The organism is Sodalis sp. C49, assembly GCF_046352915.1.
Taxonomy (GTDB): Bacteria; Pseudomonadota; Gammaproteobacteria; order Enterobacterales; family Enterobacteriaceae; genus Acerihabitans.
In genome coordinates this window covers 2,584,538-2,600,286 of record NZ_CP163303.1, presented here as the reverse complement: position 1 = coordinate 2,600,286, position 15,749 = coordinate 2,584,538, and the positions used below count along the sequence as shown (strand labels likewise).

The window sequence follows — 15,749 nt, the reverse complement described above, 5'->3', positions numbered from 1 at the left end:
TGATGACCGACTATCGGGGTAAAAATGTTGTCATTATCGGGTTGGGACTGACCGGTCTCTCCTGCGTTGATTTTTTTATCAGCCGAAACGTCACGCCCCGGGTGATGGACACCCGTTTTACACCGCCAGGGCTGGATAAGCTTGCCGATAAGGTGGAACGGCACCTGGGCGGCCTGAATGAAGACTGGCTGCTGGAGGCGGATCTGATCGTCGCCAGCCCCGGCATCGCCCTGGCGCATCCGGCCCTGGCCGCCGCCGCCGCGGGCGTGGAAATCGTCGGCGATATTGAACTGTTTTGCCGCGAGGCCCGGGCGCCAATCGTGGCGATTACCGGTTCCAACGGCAAAAGCACCGTCACCATGCTGGTGGGCGAGATGGCGAAAAGCGCCGGCTGGCACGTGGGCGTGGGCGGTAATATCGGCTGGCCGGCGCTGATGCTGCTCAACGAGCCTTATCAGCTGTACGTGCTGGAACTGTCGAGCTTCCAATTGGAAACGACCTCCAGCCTGCGTGCCGCCGCCGCCACCATCCTCAATGTTACCGAGGATCATATGAACCGTTATCCGCTGGGTATGCAGCAGTACCGCGCGGCCAAATTAAAGATTTACGAACAGGCGCGGGTCTGCGTGGTGAATGCCGATGACGCCCTGACCATGCCGGTGCGCGGCAATGACCCGCGCTGCGTCAGTTTTGGCGTCGGCGCCGGGGATTACCGGCTCGATTTGCGTCCGGACGGCCAATGGCTGAGCGTCCGGGGCGAGGATGTGCTCAATACCGCCGCGATGAAGCTGACCGGACGCCATAACCATACCAACGCCCTGGCGGCGCTGGCCCTGGCCGATGCCGTATCCGTCCCGCGCGCGGCGAGCCTGAAGGCGCTGGAGACGTTTACCGGCCTGGCCCATCGTTTCCAACTGGCCTATGAACACCGCGGCGTGCGCTGGATCAATGACTCCAAGGCCACCAATGTCGGCAGTACCGAGGCGGCGCTGAATGGCCTGGCGGTCGACGGCACGCTGCATTTATTGCTGGGCGGCGACGGCAAATCGGCGGACTTTAGCCCGCTGCTGCCGCTGCTGCAGGGCGAACGGATAAGACTGTACTGCTTTGGCCGCGACGGCGCGCAGCTGGCCGGCCTGCGTCCGGAAGTCTCGACGCTCACCGAGACCCTGGAACAGGCAATGAAACTGATTGCCGGCCAATGCGGGGCAGGGGACATGGTCCTGCTGTCGCCGGCGTGCGCCAGCCTCGATCAATTCCGTAGTTTTGAACATCGCGGCGATGAATTCGTGCGGCTGGCAAAGGAGTTAGGCTGATGCATATGCCGGGGCTGAGCCGTTTTGGCGGACTGAAAGATTGGATTATGGGCGTGCGCGATGTCGAGGCGCCCACCAACGTGCTCTACGATCGCACTTTGCTTTGGCTGACGCTGGGTCTTGCCTGCCTCGGTTTTATCATGGTCACCTCGGCGTCGATGCCCATCGGCCAGCGGCTGTCCGACGACCCGTTTTATTTTGCCAAGCGCGATGCCTTTTACCTGGCGCTGGCGTTCGGCCTGTCGCTGGTGACGTTGCGCATACCGATGGAAGTCTGGCAGCGCTACAGCTCGGGCATGCTGTTGATCACCATGGTGATGCTGCTGGTGGTGTTGGTGGTGGGCAGTTCGGTCAACGGCGCCTCGCGCTGGATAGCGCTGGGACCGCTGCGTATCCAGCCGGCGGAATTATCCAAACTGTCGCTGTTTTGCTATCTCGCCAGTTACCTGGTGCGCAAAGTGGAAGAAGTCCGTACCAACTTCTGGGGCTTTTGCAAACCGATGGGCGTGATGGTGGTTCTGGCGGTGCTGCTGCTGGCGCAGCCCGACCTGGGCACCGTGGTGGTGCTGTTCGTGACCACGCTGGCGATGCTGTTTTTGGCCGGCGCGAAGCTGTGGCAGTTCCTGTCGATTATCGGCTCGGGCATTTTTGCCGTGGTGCTGTTGGTTATCGCCGAACCCTACCGTATGCGCCGCGTCACCTCGTTCTGGGATCCCTGGCAGGACCCCTTCGGCAGCGGTTACCAGCTGACCCAATCGCTGATGGCGTTCGGCCGCGGCGAATTCTGGGGACAGGGGCTGGGGAACTCGGTACAGAAACTGGAATATCTGCCCGAGGCGCATACCGACTTTATCTTTGCGATTTTAGGTGAGGAACTGGGGTATTTCGGTGTGGTTTTGGCGCTGTTGATGGTATTCTTCGTCGCTTTTCGCGCCATGTCCATCGGGCGCAAGGCGCTGGAGATCGATCAGCGCTTCTCCGGATTCCTGGCCTGCGCCATCGGGATCTGGTTCAGTTTCCAGGCGTTGGTCAACGTGGGGGCGGCCGCGGGCATGCTGCCCACCAAGGGGCTGACGTTGCCGCTTATCAGTTATGGTGGGTCGAGTTTGCTGATTATGTCTACCGCCATCGTATTATTATTGCGTATCGATTATGAAACGCGCCTGACCAAGGCGCAGGCGTTTGCAAGGGGGCCCCGATGACCGGCAAAACCAGGCGTTTAATGGTGATGGCCGGTGGTACCGGCGGCCATGTATTCCCGGGGCTGGCGGTGGCGCATTATCTGATGGCGCAGGGCTGGCAGGTACGCTGGCTGGGCACCGCCGATCGCATGGAAGCCGATCTGGTGCCGAAAAACGGTATCGACATTGATTTTATCCGCATCAGCGGATTACGCGGCAAAGGATGGCGGGCACAGCTGTATGCGCCGGTGCGCATCTGGCGGGCGGTGCGGCAGGCGAAAGCCATTATGCGCGCCTACCGGCCGGATGTGGTGCTGGGCATGGGCGGTTATGTTTCCGGTCCCGGCGGCCTGGCGGCGTGGCTGTGCGGGGTGCCGGTCGTCCTGCATGAGCAAAACGGCATCGCCGGCCTGACCAACCGCTGGCTGGCGAAGATAGCGACAAAAGTATTGCAGGCGTTTCCCGGCGCGTTTGCCAACGCCGACGTGGTGGGCAACCCGGTGCGCACCGATGTGCTGGCGCTGCCGTTGCCCGCGGAACGCCTGCGGGACCGGCAGGGACCGGTGCGGGTGCTGGTGATTGGCGGCAGCCAGGGCGCGCGCGTTTTGAACCAGACCATGCCCGGCGTGGCCGCCCGGCTGGGCGAGCGCATCACGCTTTGGCACCAGGTGGGCAAAGGCGCGCTGGACGAAGTTAACCAGGCTTATGCCGCGCTGGGACAGACCGGGCATAACGTGACCGAATTCATCGACGACATGGCGGCAGCTTACGGTTGGGCGGATGTGGTGGTTTGCCGCTCCGGCGCCCTGACGGTAAGTGAAATCGCCGCCGCCGGCCTGCCCGCGATTTTTGTGCCGTTTTTGCATAAAGACCGGCAGCAGTACTGGAACGCCCGTCCGCTGGAACAGGCGGGCGCGGCGCGGATTATCGAACAGCCGCAGTTCTCGGTGGACAGCGTGAGCGAGACGCTGGCCGGATGGGATCGATTGACGCTGCTGGCGATGGCGCAGAATGCCCGCAAAGCGGCGATTCCGGACGCGACGGAGCGGGTGGCGCGGGAAGTGGCGGCGGCGGTGAAGGCGGATAACCGCTACGCGCCGGCAATGTGACATTAACCGGACGGGGCCATGGCGCCGTCTGTTGAGAAATCATAATACTTTAAGTGGTTAAAACGTGAATACACAACAACTGGCGAAACTGCGAACTTTTGTACCCGAGATGCGGCGTGTGCGGCAAATCCATTTTGTCGGCATCGGCGGCGCGGGTATGGGCGGTATCGCGGAAGTGCTGGCGAACGAAGGCTATCAAATCAGCGGCTCCGATCTGGCGCCGAATGCCGTGACGCAGCAATTGACGGAACTGGGGGCCACGATCTTTTTTAACCACCGCCCGGAAAATATCAGCGAGGCAAGCGTCGTCGTCGTCTCCAGCGCCATCGCCAGCGACAATCCGGAAATCGTGGCGGCCAAAGAGGCCCGGATCCCGGTTATCCAGCGCGCGGAAATGCTGGCGGAGCTGATGCGTTTTCGCCATGGCATCGCCATCGCCGGCACCCATGGCAAGACCACCACCACCGCCATGGTGGCCAGTATTTACGCCCAGGCCGGGCTGGACCCGACCTTTGTCAACGGCGGGCTGGTAAAGGCGGCCGGCGTGCACGCCCGGTTGGGGTGCAGCCGCTACCTGATTGCCGAAGCGGATGAAAGCGACGCCTCGTTCCTGCACCTGCAGCCGATGGTGGCGATTATCACCAATATCGAAGCCGACCATATGGATACCTACCAGGGCGATTTCGAACTGCTGAAACAGACGTTTATTACGTTTTTACATAATTTGCCGTTTTATGGCCGCGCGGTGATGTGCATGGACGATCCGGTGATTCGCGAGCTGCTGCCGAAAGTGGGCCGTCATATCACTACCTACGGCTTCAGCGATGACGCGGATGTGCGCATCACCGATTACCGCCAGCAGGGGGCCCAGGGCAGCTTTAATCTCCATCGGCAGGATAAGCCGGTGCTGGCGGTAACCCTTAACGCGCCGGGCCGCCACAACGCGCTCAACGCGGCGGCGGCGGTGGCGGTGGCTACCGAGGAAGGCATTGAGGACGACAGTATTTTGCAGGCGTTGTTCCAATTCCAGGGTACGGGGCGCCGTTTTGATTTCCTCGGCAGCTATCCCCTGGATAATGTGAACGGCAAGACGGGCGAGGTGATGCTGGTGGACGACTATGGCCACCATCCGACCGAGGTGGACGCCACCATCAAGGCGGCGCGCGCCGGCTGGCCGGATAAACGCCTGGTCATGGTGTTCCAGCCGCACCGGTATACCCGCACCCGCGATTTATATGAGGATTTCGCCAACGTGCTGTCCGGGGTGGATGTGTTGCTGATGCTGGATGTCTATCCCGCCGGCGAGTCGCCAATTCCGGGCGCCGACAGCCGCTCATTGTGCCGGACCATCCGTGGACGGGGAAAGATCGACCCCATCATGGTGCCGGACATGGAGTCGCTGCCGGAAATGCTGGCGCTGGCGTTGCAGGATAATGATCTGGTGCTGATGCAGGGCGCCGGAACCGTAGGCAAAATCGCGCGCAAAGTGGCCGATAACCATTTGCAGCCCCGACCAATCGCAGAGGGACGACATGCCTGATAACAACCATCCGCCGGGCGGCGTTTTCGTCAACCACCGCGTGCCGTTGCGGCCCGCAGATAGCGTGGCGGGCTGATATATGTCCCAGGCAGCGATAAACATCCGCAGCCGCGAGGCTGAAAGCGCCGCCACAGGGCGCAGCAACGGCGGCCAGCTGGCGGGGCTGATATTCCTGATGATGGTGCTCGCCACCATAGTCTGGGGCGGCTGGATGGTGGTCGGCTGGATGAAAGACGCGCATCGTCTGCCGCTTTCCCGGCTGGTGGTTACCGGACAACGTTATTACACCACCAACGATGATATCCGCCAGGCGATACTGGCGCTGGGCGCGCCGGGCACGTTTATGACCCAGGACGTCAATGTCATCCAGCAGCAGATAGAACGGCTGCCGTGGATCAAGCAGGCCAGCGTGCGCAAGCAGTGGCCCGATGAACTCAAAATCCACCTGGTGGAATATGTACCGGTGGCGCGCTGGAACGATTTGCATATGCTGGACGCCAGCGGCAAGGCCTTCAGCGTTCCCGCCGAGCGTATCGGCAACCAGCCCATGCCGATGCTGTACGGACCGGAAGGCAGCGAACAGGATGTGCTGACGGGCTACCGCACCATGAATGACGTGATGACCGCCCATAAATTTCAGTTAAAAACGGTCAGTATGAGCGCACGGCACTCCTGGCAGCTGACGCTTGCGGATGATATCCGGCTGGAATTGGGCCGCGACGACCGGGCCCGGCGTTTGCAGCGCTTTATCGGGATTTATCCGGTGCTACTCCAGCAGGCCCGGACCGATAACAAACGCATCAGCTATGTGGATTTGCGCTATGACGCGGGAGTCGCGGTAGGCTGGGCGCCGGCGTTTATCGATCAGCAGCAAAATAGTATTTCGCAACAGAATCAGGTACAGGCTAAATAATAATGATCAAGTCGACGGACAGAAAACTGGTAGTTGGACTGGAGATCGGTACGGCAAAGGTCGCCGCATTGGTAGGGGAAGTTCTGCCCGATGGCATGGTCAATATTATCGGGGTGGGCAGCTGCCCTTCCCGGGGTATGGATAAAGGCGGCGTAAACGATCTCGAATCGGTGGTGAAATGCGTCCAGCGCGCCATCGATCAGGCCGAGCTGATGGCGGATTGCCAAATCTCCTCGGTTTACCTGGCATTATCCGGCAAGCATATAAGTTGCCAGAACGAAATAGGGATGGTTCCTATTTCAGAAGAAGAAGTTACGCAGGAAGATGTGGAGAATGTGGTGCATACCGCCAAATCCGTGCGGGTGCGCGACGAACACCGGATTTTGCATGTGATACCCCAGGATTATGCCATCGACTACCAGGAAGGCATCAAAAATCCGGTCGGTTTATCCGGCGTGCGCATGCAGGCTAAGGTTCATCTGATAACCTGCCATAATGATATGGCGAAGAACATTGTTAAAGCCGTCGAGCGCTGCGGCCTGAAAGTGGATCAGCTGATTTTCGCCGGCCTGGCGTCCAGCTACGCGGTACTGACCGAGGACGAGCGCGAACTTGGCGTCTGCGTGGTGGATATCGGCGGCGGCACCATGGATATCGCGGTCTATACCGCGGGCGCCCTGCGGCATACCAAGGTGATACCGTACGCCGGCAACGTGGTGACCAGCGATATCGCCTATGCCTTCGGTACGCCGCCGGCCGACGCTGAGGCCATCAAGGTGCGCCACGGCTGCGCCCTGGGCTCGGCGGTCAGCAAAGACGAAACCGTCGAAGTCCCAAGCGTTGGTGGCCGTCCGCCGCGCAGTCTGCAACGGCAGACCCTGGCGGAAGTGATTGAGCCGCGTTATACGGAATTATTGAACCTGGTGAACGACGAAATCCTGCAACTGCAGGAGCAGCTTCGCCAGCAAGGGGTTAAGCATCATCTGGCCGCCGGTATCGTGTTAACCGGCGGCGCGGCGCAAATCGACGGCCTGGCGGCCTGCGCCCAACGGGTGTTCCATACGCAGGTGCGTATTGGACAACCGCTGAATATTACCGGTCTGACGGATTATGCGCAGGCACCGTACTATTCTACCGCTGTCGGGTTATTGCATTACGGTAAAGAGTCTCATTTGAGCGGTGAGATTGAAGTGGAAAAACGTACCTCGGTAAGCAACTGGGTCAAACGCATCAGCAGCTGGCTGAGGAAAGAGTTTTAATTGTTTACTTGCGGGGTCATGCTGTGCAGGCGGCTGGCTCCGATGCGACAGGCACAAAACGGAGAGAAACTATGTTTGAACCTATGGAATTAACCAACGACGCGGTGATTAAAGTCATCGGCGTCGGCGGCGGCGGCGGCAACGCCGTTGAGCATATGGTGCGCGAACGCATCGAAGGCGTGGAATTTTTTGCGGTCAACACCGATGCCCAGGCATTGCGTAAAACCGCGGTCGGCCAGACCATCCAGATTGGCGGCGGCATCACCAAAGGTCTGGGAGCGGGCGCCAATCCCGAGGTGGGTCGCAATTCCGCCGAGGAAGATCGCGAAGCGCTGCGCGCGGCGCTGGAAGGCGCGGATATGGTGTTTATCGCGGCCGGCATGGGCGGCGGCACCGGCACCGGGGCTGCGCCCGTGGTGGCGGAAGTGGCCAAGGAATTGGGCATTTTGACCGTGGCCGTGGTGACCAAGCCGTTTAATTTCGAAGGCAAGAAGCGCATGGCGTTTGCCGAGCAGGGGATCGCCGAGCTGTCCAAGCACGTGGACTCGCTTATCACCATCCCCAACGACAAATTGCTCAAGGTGCTCGGACGCGGTATTTCGCTGCTGGACGCCTTCGGCGCCGCCAACGACGTACTGAAAGGCGCGGTGCAGGGTATCGCGGAATTGATCACCCGTCCCGGTCTGATGAACGTCGACTTCGCCGACGTGCGCACCGTCATGTCCGAAATGGGCTATGCCATGATGGGCTCGGGCGTTGCCTGCGGCGAAGATCGCGCGGAAGAAGCGGCTGAAATGGCGATATCCAGCCCGCTGCTGGAAGATATCGATTTGTCCGGCGCGCGCGGCGTACTGGTCAATATCACCGCCGGCTTCGACCTGCGTCTGGATGAGTTTGAAACCGTGGGTAACACTATCCGCGCGTTCGCCTCCGACAACGCGACCGTGGTCATCGGCACCTCCCTTGACCCGGATATGAACGACGAACTGCGTGTGACGGTGGTGGCCACCGGTATCGGCATGGACAAGCGTCCTGAAATTACCCTGGTGACCAATAAGCAAAACAGCCAGCCGATAATGGAAAACCGCTATCAGCAGCATAATCACGGCATGTCGCCCATACAGCAAGAGCAGAAAATTGCGGCCAAGGCGGTCAACGAGCAAAACTCGCAGGCCGGCAAGGAACCCGATTACCTGGATATCCCGGCGTTTTTGCGCAAGCAGGCCGACTAAATCAGACGAAATTGGGAATCTCCGCTCTTTGTGCTAAACTGCCCCACCGACGTTAGCCTATAATGTGTCGGTGGTATGGATAACATTGCGAGATAAACTGATGATCAAACAGCGGACACTGAAACGTATTGTGCAGGCCACAGGCGTTGGTTTACATACCGGTAAAAAGGTAAAACTGACCCTGCGCCCTGCATCGGCTAACACCGGGGTCATCTATCGCCGCACGGATTTGAATCCTCCGGTGGACTTCCCGGCGGATGCTAAATCGGTGCGGGATACCATGCTTTGCACGTGTCTGGTCAATGAGCATGATGTTCGTATCTCCACCGTCGAACATCTTAACGCCGCATTGGCAGGTTTGGGCATCGACAACATCATCGTTGAAGTCAATGCGCCTGAAATTCCTATTATGGACGGCAGCGCCAGCCCCTTTGTCTATCTGCTGATGGACGCCGGAATCGAGGAGCTTAACTGCGCCAAGAAATTCCTGCGCATCAAGGACAAGGTTCGCGTTGAAGATGGCGATAAATGGGCTGAACTGACGCCGTTTAATGGTTTCAAGCTCGATTTTACCATTGATTTCAAACATCCTGCGATCGATGCAAGCTCGCAACGTTATTGCCTGAATTTTTCCGCCGAGTCTTTCGTGCGGCAAATCAGCCGCGCGCGCACCTTCGGGTTTATGCGCGACATCGAATACCTCCAGTCCCGGGGCCTGTGCCTGGGCGGTAGTTTCGACTGCGCCATCGTGGTTGATGACTATAAAGTGCTGAACGAAGATGGGCTGCGTTTTGAGGATGAGTTTGTCCGCCACAAAATGCTCGACGGTATCGGCGATCTGTATATGTGCGGCCACAATATCATTGGTTCGTTTACGGCGTTCAAGCCGGGCCATGCATTAAATAACAAATTGCTGCAGACCGTCCTGGCCCGCCAGGAAGCCTGGGAAATGGTGACCTTCGAAGACGAAGCCGAAATGCCGCTGGCATTTGCCGCGCCCTCGTTTGTGATTGCCTGACGCACAGGTATTTAGCGCTCTAACGGACTGTTATTTCCCACGACGGGTGGGGTTGGCACCTTCTCCGGCCAGCCCTGCCAGCCGTTCGAGCAGCTTTTGCAGCTTCTCGGGGCTGCGGGCCGCCAGGTGGCGAATCGCCTCGGCGCTCTGCGGGCTTAGCCTGCGTCTTTTTATGTCCTCCCCCTGATCCTTTATCTGCCGCTCGCTGCTGTTTTGCGTGATCAAATGCCCTTTTGTTGCCAGTGTCGGGTTAATCCTGATGTCGATGGATGACAATGATGGTAGAATCTGCGCTCGTAAAGCGGATAATAACCGTGATTGTTCATAGCGTAACCTCATCATCCAACTGGCATTGGCGGTTTCAAGCACCAATACCCCTTGCCTGAAATTGGCTACGCGACACCAGGGTTTCATCGGCGCGGGAAGCAGCGCGGCCACTGCCTGGTTCAGCTTTAACAGCGCCACGGCGCGTTGCTGGATTTGCTGCAGGGTCTGGCGCTCCGGCGTCGCAAGAACAGTAAACAGGGTATCAATGGATTGTGGACGACTGTCGCGCATAACAACTCCGGCGGAATGCATTAAGTAATGGGTATTTTAAATTGTTGGCGACAATTTGGCAGACGTTATTTCTGGCCGCATCTCCTGTTGGGGATGGTCGCGGCCGGCTTTGGCGTGCCTTATGCCCTCAACAGCGGGCAGGAGCAGGCGCAGCTGGCCAATACCCTGCCAAGCCTGAGCCGGCAAAACGCCTGTCACGCCGGCTTTACCCACCTGGCCCTGCTGAAGGACGCGCAGCGCCGTCCGTCGTTTTCGGTGGATTATTGGCATCAGCATGCCATTCGCACGGTCATCCGCCATTTGTCCATTGCCTGGGTGGCGCAGCACGCCGGCGTTCCTGCATTGACGGCGGACAATGCCGCCCCGTTAAACCTGCAGCGCCAGGTCCTGTTAAGCTCCCTTAGCGCCCTGCTGACCCACGAGCCCAAGCTGCCGGCCGTCATTCGTCATATCGCCCGGGCGGACTACCGGCCCGTTATCGATCATCGTACAGGAATTCGCCTGGCGCAGGTACAGGGAATTCGCGCCGGACCCCTCCGCCTCAGCTAACCGTATATCACGGACTTTTTATACCCCTTACGCATCTATTGGCCGCTGCCTGATAATCAGCGCCGGCCGTGACGAGATTTAAATAATTATGTTATCTAAACTGCTTACAAAAGTTTTTGGTAGTCGCAACGATCGTACCCTGCGCCGCATGAGCAAAACCGTTGAACTGATTAACCGGATGGAGCCGGAGCTGGAAAAGCTGAGCGACGCGCAGCTGGCCGCCAAGACCGTGGAGTTCCGCGCCCGTCTGGAGAAGGGCGAAAGCGTCGACAGCTTACTGCCGGAATCCTTTGCCGTGGTGCGCGAGGCCAGTAAACGCGTCTTCGGCATGCGCCACTTCGATGTCCAGCTACAGGGCGGCATGGTGCTTAACGACCGCTGCATCGCGGAAATGCGCACCGGTGAAGGTAAAACGCTGACCGCCACCCTGCCGGCGTACCTGAACGCCCTGAGCGGCAGGGGCGTCCATGTGGTCACGGTCAATGACTACCTGGCCCAGCGCGATGCCGAAAACAACCGTCCGCTGTTTGAATTCCTCGGGCTGACCGTCGGCATCAACCTGCCGAATATGCCGGCTCCGGCCAAACGCGCCGCCTATGCCGCCGATATTACCTATGGCACCAATAACGAATACGGTTTCGATTACCTGCGCGACAACATGGCGTTCAGTCCGGAAGAGCGCGTACAGCGCAAACTGCACTACGCGCTGGTGGATGAGGTCGACTCCATCCTTATCGATGAAGCCCGTACGCCGCTGATTATCTCAGGCCCGGCGGAAGACAGCTCCGAAATGTATATCCGGGTGGATAAACTCATTCCCCACCTGATCCGCCAGGATAAAGAAGACTCCGACTCGTTCCAGGGCGAGGGGCATTTTTCGGTGGATGAAAAATCACGCCAGGTCAATCTCACCGAGCGCGGCCTGGTGCTGATTGAAGAACTGATGGTCCAGGCCGGTATTATGGAAGAGGGCGAGTCGCTCTATTCCCCGGCCAATATCATGCTGATGCATCACGTCACCGCCGCGCTGCGCGCCCACGTGCTGTTCTCGCGCGATGTGGACTATATCGTCAAGGACGGCGAGGTGATCATCGTCGACGAACATACCGGCCGCACCATGCCGGGACGCCGCTGGTCCGACGGGCTGCACCAGGCGGTGGAGGCCAAGGAGCATGTGGCGATCCAGAACGAAAACCAGACGCTGGCCTCCATCACGTTCCAGAATTACTTCCGTCTGTATGAAAAACTGGCCGGCATGACCGGTACCGCCGATACCGAGGCCTTTGAATTCAGCTCGATCTATAAGCTCGATACTATCGTGGTGCCGACCAACCGGCCGATGATCCGCAAGGATTTACCGGATCTGGTCTATATGACCGAAAAAGAAAAGATCGACGCCATCATCGATGATATCAAGGCCTGCTCCGCCAAAGGGCAGCCGGTGCTGGTGGGGACCATCTCCATCGAAAAATCCGAAGTGGTGTCGCGCGAGCTGGAAAAAGCCGGCATCGAGCATAAGGTGCTGAACGCTAAATTCCATGCCATGGAAGCGGATATCGTGGCCCAGGCCGGTTCGCCCTTTGCCGTGACCATCGCCACCAACATGGCCGGTCGCGGTACGGATATCGTGCTCGGCGGCAGCTGGCAGGCGGAGATTTCCCACCTGGAGAACCCGAGCGAAGAGGACATCGCCGCAATCAAAGCCGCCTGGCAGATTCGCCACGACGCGGTGCTGGCCTCCGGCGGCCTGCATATCATCGGTACCGAACGCCATGAATCGCGCCGTATCGATAACCAGCTGCGCGGCCGTTCCGGCCGTCAGGGCGACGCCGGCTCCTCGCGTTTCTACCTGTCGATGGAAGATGCCCTGATGCGTATCTTCGCGTCCGACCGCGTCACCGGCATGATGCGCAAGCTGGGCATGAAACCGGGCGAGGCCATCGAGCATCCCTGGGTGACCAAGGCTATCGCCAATGCGCAGCGCAAGGTGGAAAGCCGCAACTTCGACATCCGTAAACAGCTGCTGGAATACGATGACGTCGCCAACGACCAGCGCCGGGCTATCTATAGCCAGCGCAACGAACTGCTGGATGTGGCCGATATCAGCGAGACCATTATCAGCATCCGCGAGGACGTGCTGAAAACCGTGCTCGACAATCATATCCCACCGCAGTCCCTGGAAGAAATGTGGGACGTGCCGGGACTGGAAAAACGGCTGAAGGACGATTTCGATCTGGATATGCCGATTGCGGAATGGCTGGATAAAGAGCCCGGCCTGCACGAGGAAACCCTGCGCGAGCGCATCCTGGAACAAACGCTGGAACAGTATAAGCGTAAAGAGGAGGTGGTCGGCACCGAGATGATGCGCAGCTTTGAAAAAGGCGTGATGCTGCAAACGCTTGATTCCTTATGGAAAGAACATCTGGCTGCGATGGACTATCTGCGCCAGGGTATCCATCTGCGTGGTTACGCCCAGAAAGATCCCAAGCAGGAATACAAGCGTGAATCTTTCGCCATGTTTGCCGCCATGCTGGAATCGCTGAAATATGAAGTCATCAGCACCCTGAGCAAGGTCCAGGTGCGCATGCCCGAGGAAGTGGAAGCCCTGGAGCAGCAGCGTCGTGAAGAGGCGGAGCGCCTGGCGCGCCAGCAGCAGCTTAGCCACCAGCCCGAGCCGATGCTTGCCGACGTGGGTGCCTTGGCCAACACGCCGGTGCATGAGGGACGCAAGGTCGGGCGCAACGATCCGTGCCCCTGCGGTTCCGGTAAAAAATATAAGCAATGCCACGGCAAATTACAGCAATAATATAATAGTGATAGGCTAGGGACGCTGTCGCCTTAGGGTGACGGCGTTGAGCCGTGCTGAGATGATTTTATCGGAGTACCTGTGACAATAACTATTCGCACCATTGCCGTAGGCATTATCCGTAATGCGCAACAGCAGATCTTTATCGCCCAGCGGCCGGCGGACTCGCATATGGGCGGTTTCTGGGAATTCCCCGGCGGCAAAATGGAAGAGGGCGAAACCCCCGAGCAGGCGTTAAAACGGGAACTGCTGGAAGAGACCGGCATCAGGGTCGAACGGGCCGAACTGCTGGCCACCAGCCAGCACCAGTTTGCCGATCGGGATATGGCCTTCTATTTTTTCCTGGTCGAGGACTGGCAAGGCACGCCGTACGGCAAAGAGGGACAGCCGGTGCGCTGGTGCCCCCAGGCGGAACTGCGGGCCGATGAATTCCCGCCCGCCAATGCGTCAATCATCCGCCAGCTTATCGCCGCGACCTGACCTGCATCCGGCCCCGCCCCGGGGCCATATCACTTTCAGCGCTGATCTTCGCTCCAGTCTTCGCTATCGGTAAGCTGCGTATCGCTGGGGATAACTTTTTCCTCATCGGCCCATTCGCCGAGATCAATCAGCTGGCAGCGTTTACTGCAAAAAGGCCGGAACTTGCTCTGCGCAGTCCACTCAACGTCCGCGCCGCAGGTGGGGCAGTTTACTACCATGATATCGTCACTCAATGTTAACTCCTGAAACCTTGCAAATCGGGTCGGCTGTCACGCCAACCGGTGCTCGACCCGTTATCTTAACGCAATTGATCAACAGCAGGCCAATTCAAAGGACAAACGGTTCGGCACCACGCCGTTTTCGCTGTCCAGGGATAAGAACCGGATGGCGTAGCGGGTTTTATGGCCGGAAACCTGCGGGTAAAGCTGGGACACCAGCGGGATGCGCATACGCAGCAAATCGGCGTCCTCGGCGTTATCCTGAAAAAAGCCGTTCAGGCTGATCTGGTTTTTAAAGGGTTCCGAATGCCGGACCAAATCCAGCGTAATGGTTAACGCGCTGTGCAGCGGGTCAAATGTTTTCAGCCACAGATTCACCTGCTGATCGCGCACGGTCTGCGGCAGATGAAGCCAGATATGCAGGCCGGGCAAATCAAAGCTGCAGCAGCCGCCGGGAATGGACAGGCGCTGGCGCACCGAGCCGATTAAACGGTCCTCGCGTACCGCCTGTCCCAGGCGCGGCGCGGCCATCAGTACTGCGGCGCACTGTTTGAGTTCGCTGCGGAGCGCCCTGACGCGCTCACTGTCGACGCCGGGCACGCCGTCCCACTGCAGCATTTTCTGCTGCTGGCGGTCCAGTTCCTTGAGCATTTCAGTGCGTACATCGCCACGCTCAAGCACATCCAGCAAATCGGAGACGCTGCGAAAAAACGGCAACGCGCTTGAGATGTCAGTCAACGTCGGATAGTTATACAGTTGCTGCAGTAAAAATTCCAAACGCAGCCAGGTGCGCATTTTTTCATTTAACGGATGCTCAAACAGCACCGTGGTCGAGTAGACGTCACTCATTTTAATTCATCCTGTCGGGTTGCTGATGCCGCAAGCTGAAGGTAACGGCGGTGCAGTTTTGCCACCTCGGCCGTTAGCGCTTCGGGACGCCCGCTATTATCTATAATATCGTCGGCACAGGCCAGACGCTGTTGGCGTGAAACCTGCGCGGCAAGAATGCTTTTGACCTGGTCGGGGCTGATGCCGTCGCGGCTTAGGGTGCGGGCAATCTGGATCTCTGTCGGCACATCGACCACCAGTACCCGGTCCGCCTGGGACTGCAATTGGTTTTCAATTAACAGCGGCACCACCCATAATACGTAATGTCCATCGGCGCGGGCCAGTTGTTGCCGGGTTTCTTGTTGGATAAGCGGATGCAGCAAACGGTTAAGCCAGTCCTTGTCGGCGGGTGAACTGAACACGCGCTGGCGCAGCAATGCGCGGTCAAGTCGTCCGTCGGGCAGCAGGATCCCGGCGCCAAAACGGGCCTGTATGGCACGCAGCGCGTCGCTGCCCGGTTCTACAACCTGGCGGGCGATAACATCGGCGTCGACAATCGTGGCACCCAGTGCGGCGAAGGCATTGGCCACGGTACTTTTGCCACTGCCGATTCCCCCTGTTAATGCAACAATATAACGCATACAGTCTACTGACTCCTTACTGTATTCCTTTCTGCCCGTTTGCAGGTAAATTGCTACGATTGTAGCGTATATCGGGCGGTTTTCGCAGTCTTGCCGTAAGA

Annotated in this window: 15 protein-coding genes; 11 read left to right on the top strand and 4 right to left on the bottom strand. The window is 58.9% G+C overall.

Features of this window, described 5'->3' with window-relative positions; all coding sequences use genetic code 11:
* Window positions 1–2 precede the first annotated feature (2 nt).
* The 8 genes from murD (at window position 3) to lpxC (ending at window position 9,568) form a co-directional block, all read left to right on the top strand.
* Window positions 3–1,316 (top strand): UDP-N-acetylmuramoyl-L-alanine--D-glutamate ligase, encoded by a 1,314-nt coding sequence (gene murD, locus ABUK12_RS11760; protein WP_410016625.1) that lies wholly within the window; start codon window positions 3–5, stop codon window positions 1,314–1,316.
* Window positions 1,316–2,518 (top strand): cell division protein FtsW, encoded by a 1,203-nt coding sequence (ftsW, locus tag ABUK12_RS11755; protein WP_410016416.1) that lies wholly within the window; start codon window positions 1,316–1,318, stop codon window positions 2,516–2,518. The genes murD and ftsW overlap by 1 nt, the downstream gene beginning before the upstream one ends.
* Complete coding sequence (murG, locus tag ABUK12_RS11750) at window positions 2,515–3,606, top strand: undecaprenyldiphospho-muramoylpentapeptide beta-N-acetylglucosaminyltransferase (protein WP_410016415.1); 1,092 nt, start codon at window positions 2,515–2,517, stop codon at window positions 3,604–3,606. Before ftsW ends, murG begins: the two co-directional genes overlap by 4 nt.
* Window positions 3,607–3,670: 64 nt before the next feature.
* Window positions 3,671–5,146, top strand: a complete 1,476-nt coding sequence (murC, locus tag ABUK12_RS11745) for a UDP-N-acetylmuramate--L-alanine ligase (protein WP_410016414.1) — start codon at window positions 3,671–3,673, stop codon at window positions 5,144–5,146.
* 79 nt (window positions 5,147–5,225) lie between these two features.
* On the top strand, window positions 5,226–6,059 hold the full coding sequence (gene ftsQ, locus ABUK12_RS11740; RefSeq protein WP_410016413.1) for a cell division protein FtsQ: 834 nt from the start codon (window positions 5,226–5,228) through the stop codon (window positions 6,057–6,059).
* Between the two features lie 2 nt (window positions 6,060–6,061).
* Window positions 6,062–7,318 carry a cell division protein FtsA gene (gene ftsA / locus ABUK12_RS11735; RefSeq protein ID WP_162363969.1) on the top strand — a complete coding sequence of 419 codons (1,257 nt, stop codon included), beginning with the start codon at window positions 6,062–6,064 and terminating at the stop codon, window positions 7,316–7,318.
* Between the two features lie 71 nt (window positions 7,319–7,389).
* Window positions 7,390–8,550 carry a cell division protein FtsZ gene (gene ftsZ, locus ABUK12_RS11730; protein WP_410016412.1) on the top strand — a complete coding sequence of 387 codons (1,161 nt, stop codon included), beginning with the start codon at window positions 7,390–7,392 and terminating at the stop codon, window positions 8,548–8,550.
* A gap of 100 nt (window positions 8,551–8,650) precedes the next feature.
* Complete coding sequence (gene lpxC / locus ABUK12_RS11725) at window positions 8,651–9,568, top strand: UDP-3-O-acyl-N-acetylglucosamine deacetylase (protein WP_410016411.1); 918 nt, start codon at window positions 8,651–8,653, stop codon at window positions 9,566–9,568.
* A 30-nt stretch (window positions 9,569–9,598) separates the two neighbouring features.
* Here lpxC and ABUK12_RS11720 read toward each other — a convergent pair whose 3' ends face one another.
* Window positions 9,599–10,126, bottom strand: a complete 528-nt coding sequence (locus ABUK12_RS11720; RefSeq protein WP_410016410.1) for a DUF721 domain-containing protein — start codon at window positions 10,124–10,126, stop codon at window positions 9,599–9,601.
* Between the two features lie 27 nt (window positions 10,127–10,153).
* Here ABUK12_RS11720 and secM point away from each other — a divergent pair, with 27 nt between their 5' ends.
* The 3 genes from secM to mutT all read left to right on the top strand — a co-directional run bounded on the left by secM (window position 10,154) and on the right by mutT (window position 13,961).
* Entirely contained in the window at window positions 10,154–10,675 is a 522-nt protein-coding gene (gene secM, locus ABUK12_RS11715; protein WP_410016409.1) for a secA translation cis-regulator SecM, read from the top strand.
* A gap of 88 nt (window positions 10,676–10,763) precedes the next feature.
* Window positions 10,764–13,481 carry a preprotein translocase subunit SecA gene (secA, locus tag ABUK12_RS11710; protein ID WP_410016408.1) on the top strand — a complete coding sequence of 906 codons (2,718 nt, stop codon included), beginning with the start codon at window positions 10,764–10,766 and terminating at the stop codon, window positions 13,479–13,481.
* Between the two features lie 87 nt (window positions 13,482–13,568).
* Window positions 13,569–13,961 carry an 8-oxo-dGTP diphosphatase MutT gene (gene mutT, locus ABUK12_RS11705; RefSeq protein ID WP_410016624.1) on the top strand — a complete coding sequence of 131 codons (393 nt, stop codon included), beginning with the start codon at window positions 13,569–13,571 and terminating at the stop codon, window positions 13,959–13,961.
* 35 nt (window positions 13,962–13,996) lie between these two features.
* On the opposite strand, the gene yacG is transcribed toward mutT, so the two are convergent.
* From yacG to coaE, 3 genes are all read right to left on the bottom strand, one after another.
* Window positions 13,997–14,179: a DNA gyrase inhibitor YacG gene (yacG, locus tag ABUK12_RS11700; RefSeq protein WP_410016623.1), complete on the bottom strand. Its 183-nt coding sequence runs from the start codon at window positions 14,177–14,179 to the stop codon at window positions 13,997–13,999.
* A gap of 93 nt (window positions 14,180–14,272) precedes the next feature.
* Window positions 14,273–15,028: a cell division protein ZapD gene (gene zapD, locus ABUK12_RS11695; RefSeq protein ID WP_410016407.1), complete on the bottom strand. Its 756-nt coding sequence runs from the start codon at window positions 15,026–15,028 to the stop codon at window positions 14,273–14,275.
* On the bottom strand, window positions 15,025–15,648 hold the full coding sequence (gene coaE, locus ABUK12_RS11690; protein ID WP_410016406.1) for a dephospho-CoA kinase: 624 nt from the start codon (window positions 15,646–15,648) through the stop codon (window positions 15,025–15,027). The genes zapD and coaE overlap by 4 nt, the downstream gene beginning before the upstream one ends.
* Window positions 15,649–15,749: the final 101 nt, after the last annotated feature.

What these genes read in the sequence shown, in the direction of transcription:
- yacG (WP_410016623.1), bottom strand. Translation starts at nt 14,179, where the DNA reads ATGGTAGTAAACTGCCCCACCTGCGGCGCGGACGTTGAGTGGACTGCG.
- secM (WP_410016409.1), top strand. Translation starts at nt 10,154, where the DNA reads ATGGGTATTTTAAATTGTTGGCGACAATTTGGCAGACGTTATTTCTGG.
- coaE (WP_410016406.1), bottom strand. Translation starts at nt 15,648, where the DNA reads ATGCGTTATATTGTTGCATTAACAGGGGGAATCGGCAGTGGCAAAAGT.
- zapD (WP_410016407.1), bottom strand. Translation starts at nt 15,028, where the DNA reads ATGAGTGACGTCTACTCGACCACGGTGCTGTTTGAGCATCCGTTAAAT.
- murG (WP_410016415.1), top strand. Translation starts at nt 2,515, where the DNA reads ATGACCGGCAAAACCAGGCGTTTAATGGTGATGGCCGGTGGTACCGGC.
- ftsA (WP_162363969.1), top strand. Translation starts at nt 6,062, where the DNA reads ATGATCAAGTCGACGGACAGAAAACTGGTAGTTGGACTGGAGATCGGT.
- ftsQ (WP_410016413.1), top strand. Translation starts at nt 5,226, where the DNA reads ATGTCCCAGGCAGCGATAAACATCCGCAGCCGCGAGGCTGAAAGCGCC.
- lpxC (WP_410016411.1), top strand. Translation starts at nt 8,651, where the DNA reads ATGATCAAACAGCGGACACTGAAACGTATTGTGCAGGCCACAGGCGTT.
- ftsZ (WP_410016412.1), top strand. Translation starts at nt 7,390, where the DNA reads ATGTTTGAACCTATGGAATTAACCAACGACGCGGTGATTAAAGTCATC.
- ftsW (WP_410016416.1), top strand. Translation starts at nt 1,316, where the DNA reads ATGCATATGCCGGGGCTGAGCCGTTTTGGCGGACTGAAAGATTGGATT.
- secA (WP_410016408.1), top strand. Translation starts at nt 10,764, where the DNA reads ATGTTATCTAAACTGCTTACAAAAGTTTTTGGTAGTCGCAACGATCGT.
- murD (WP_410016625.1), top strand. Translation starts at nt 3, where the DNA reads ATGACCGACTATCGGGGTAAAAATGTTGTCATTATCGGGTTGGGACTG.
- ABUK12_RS11720 (WP_410016410.1), bottom strand. Translation starts at nt 10,126, where the DNA reads ATGCGCGACAGTCGTCCACAATCCATTGATACCCTGTTTACTGTTCTT.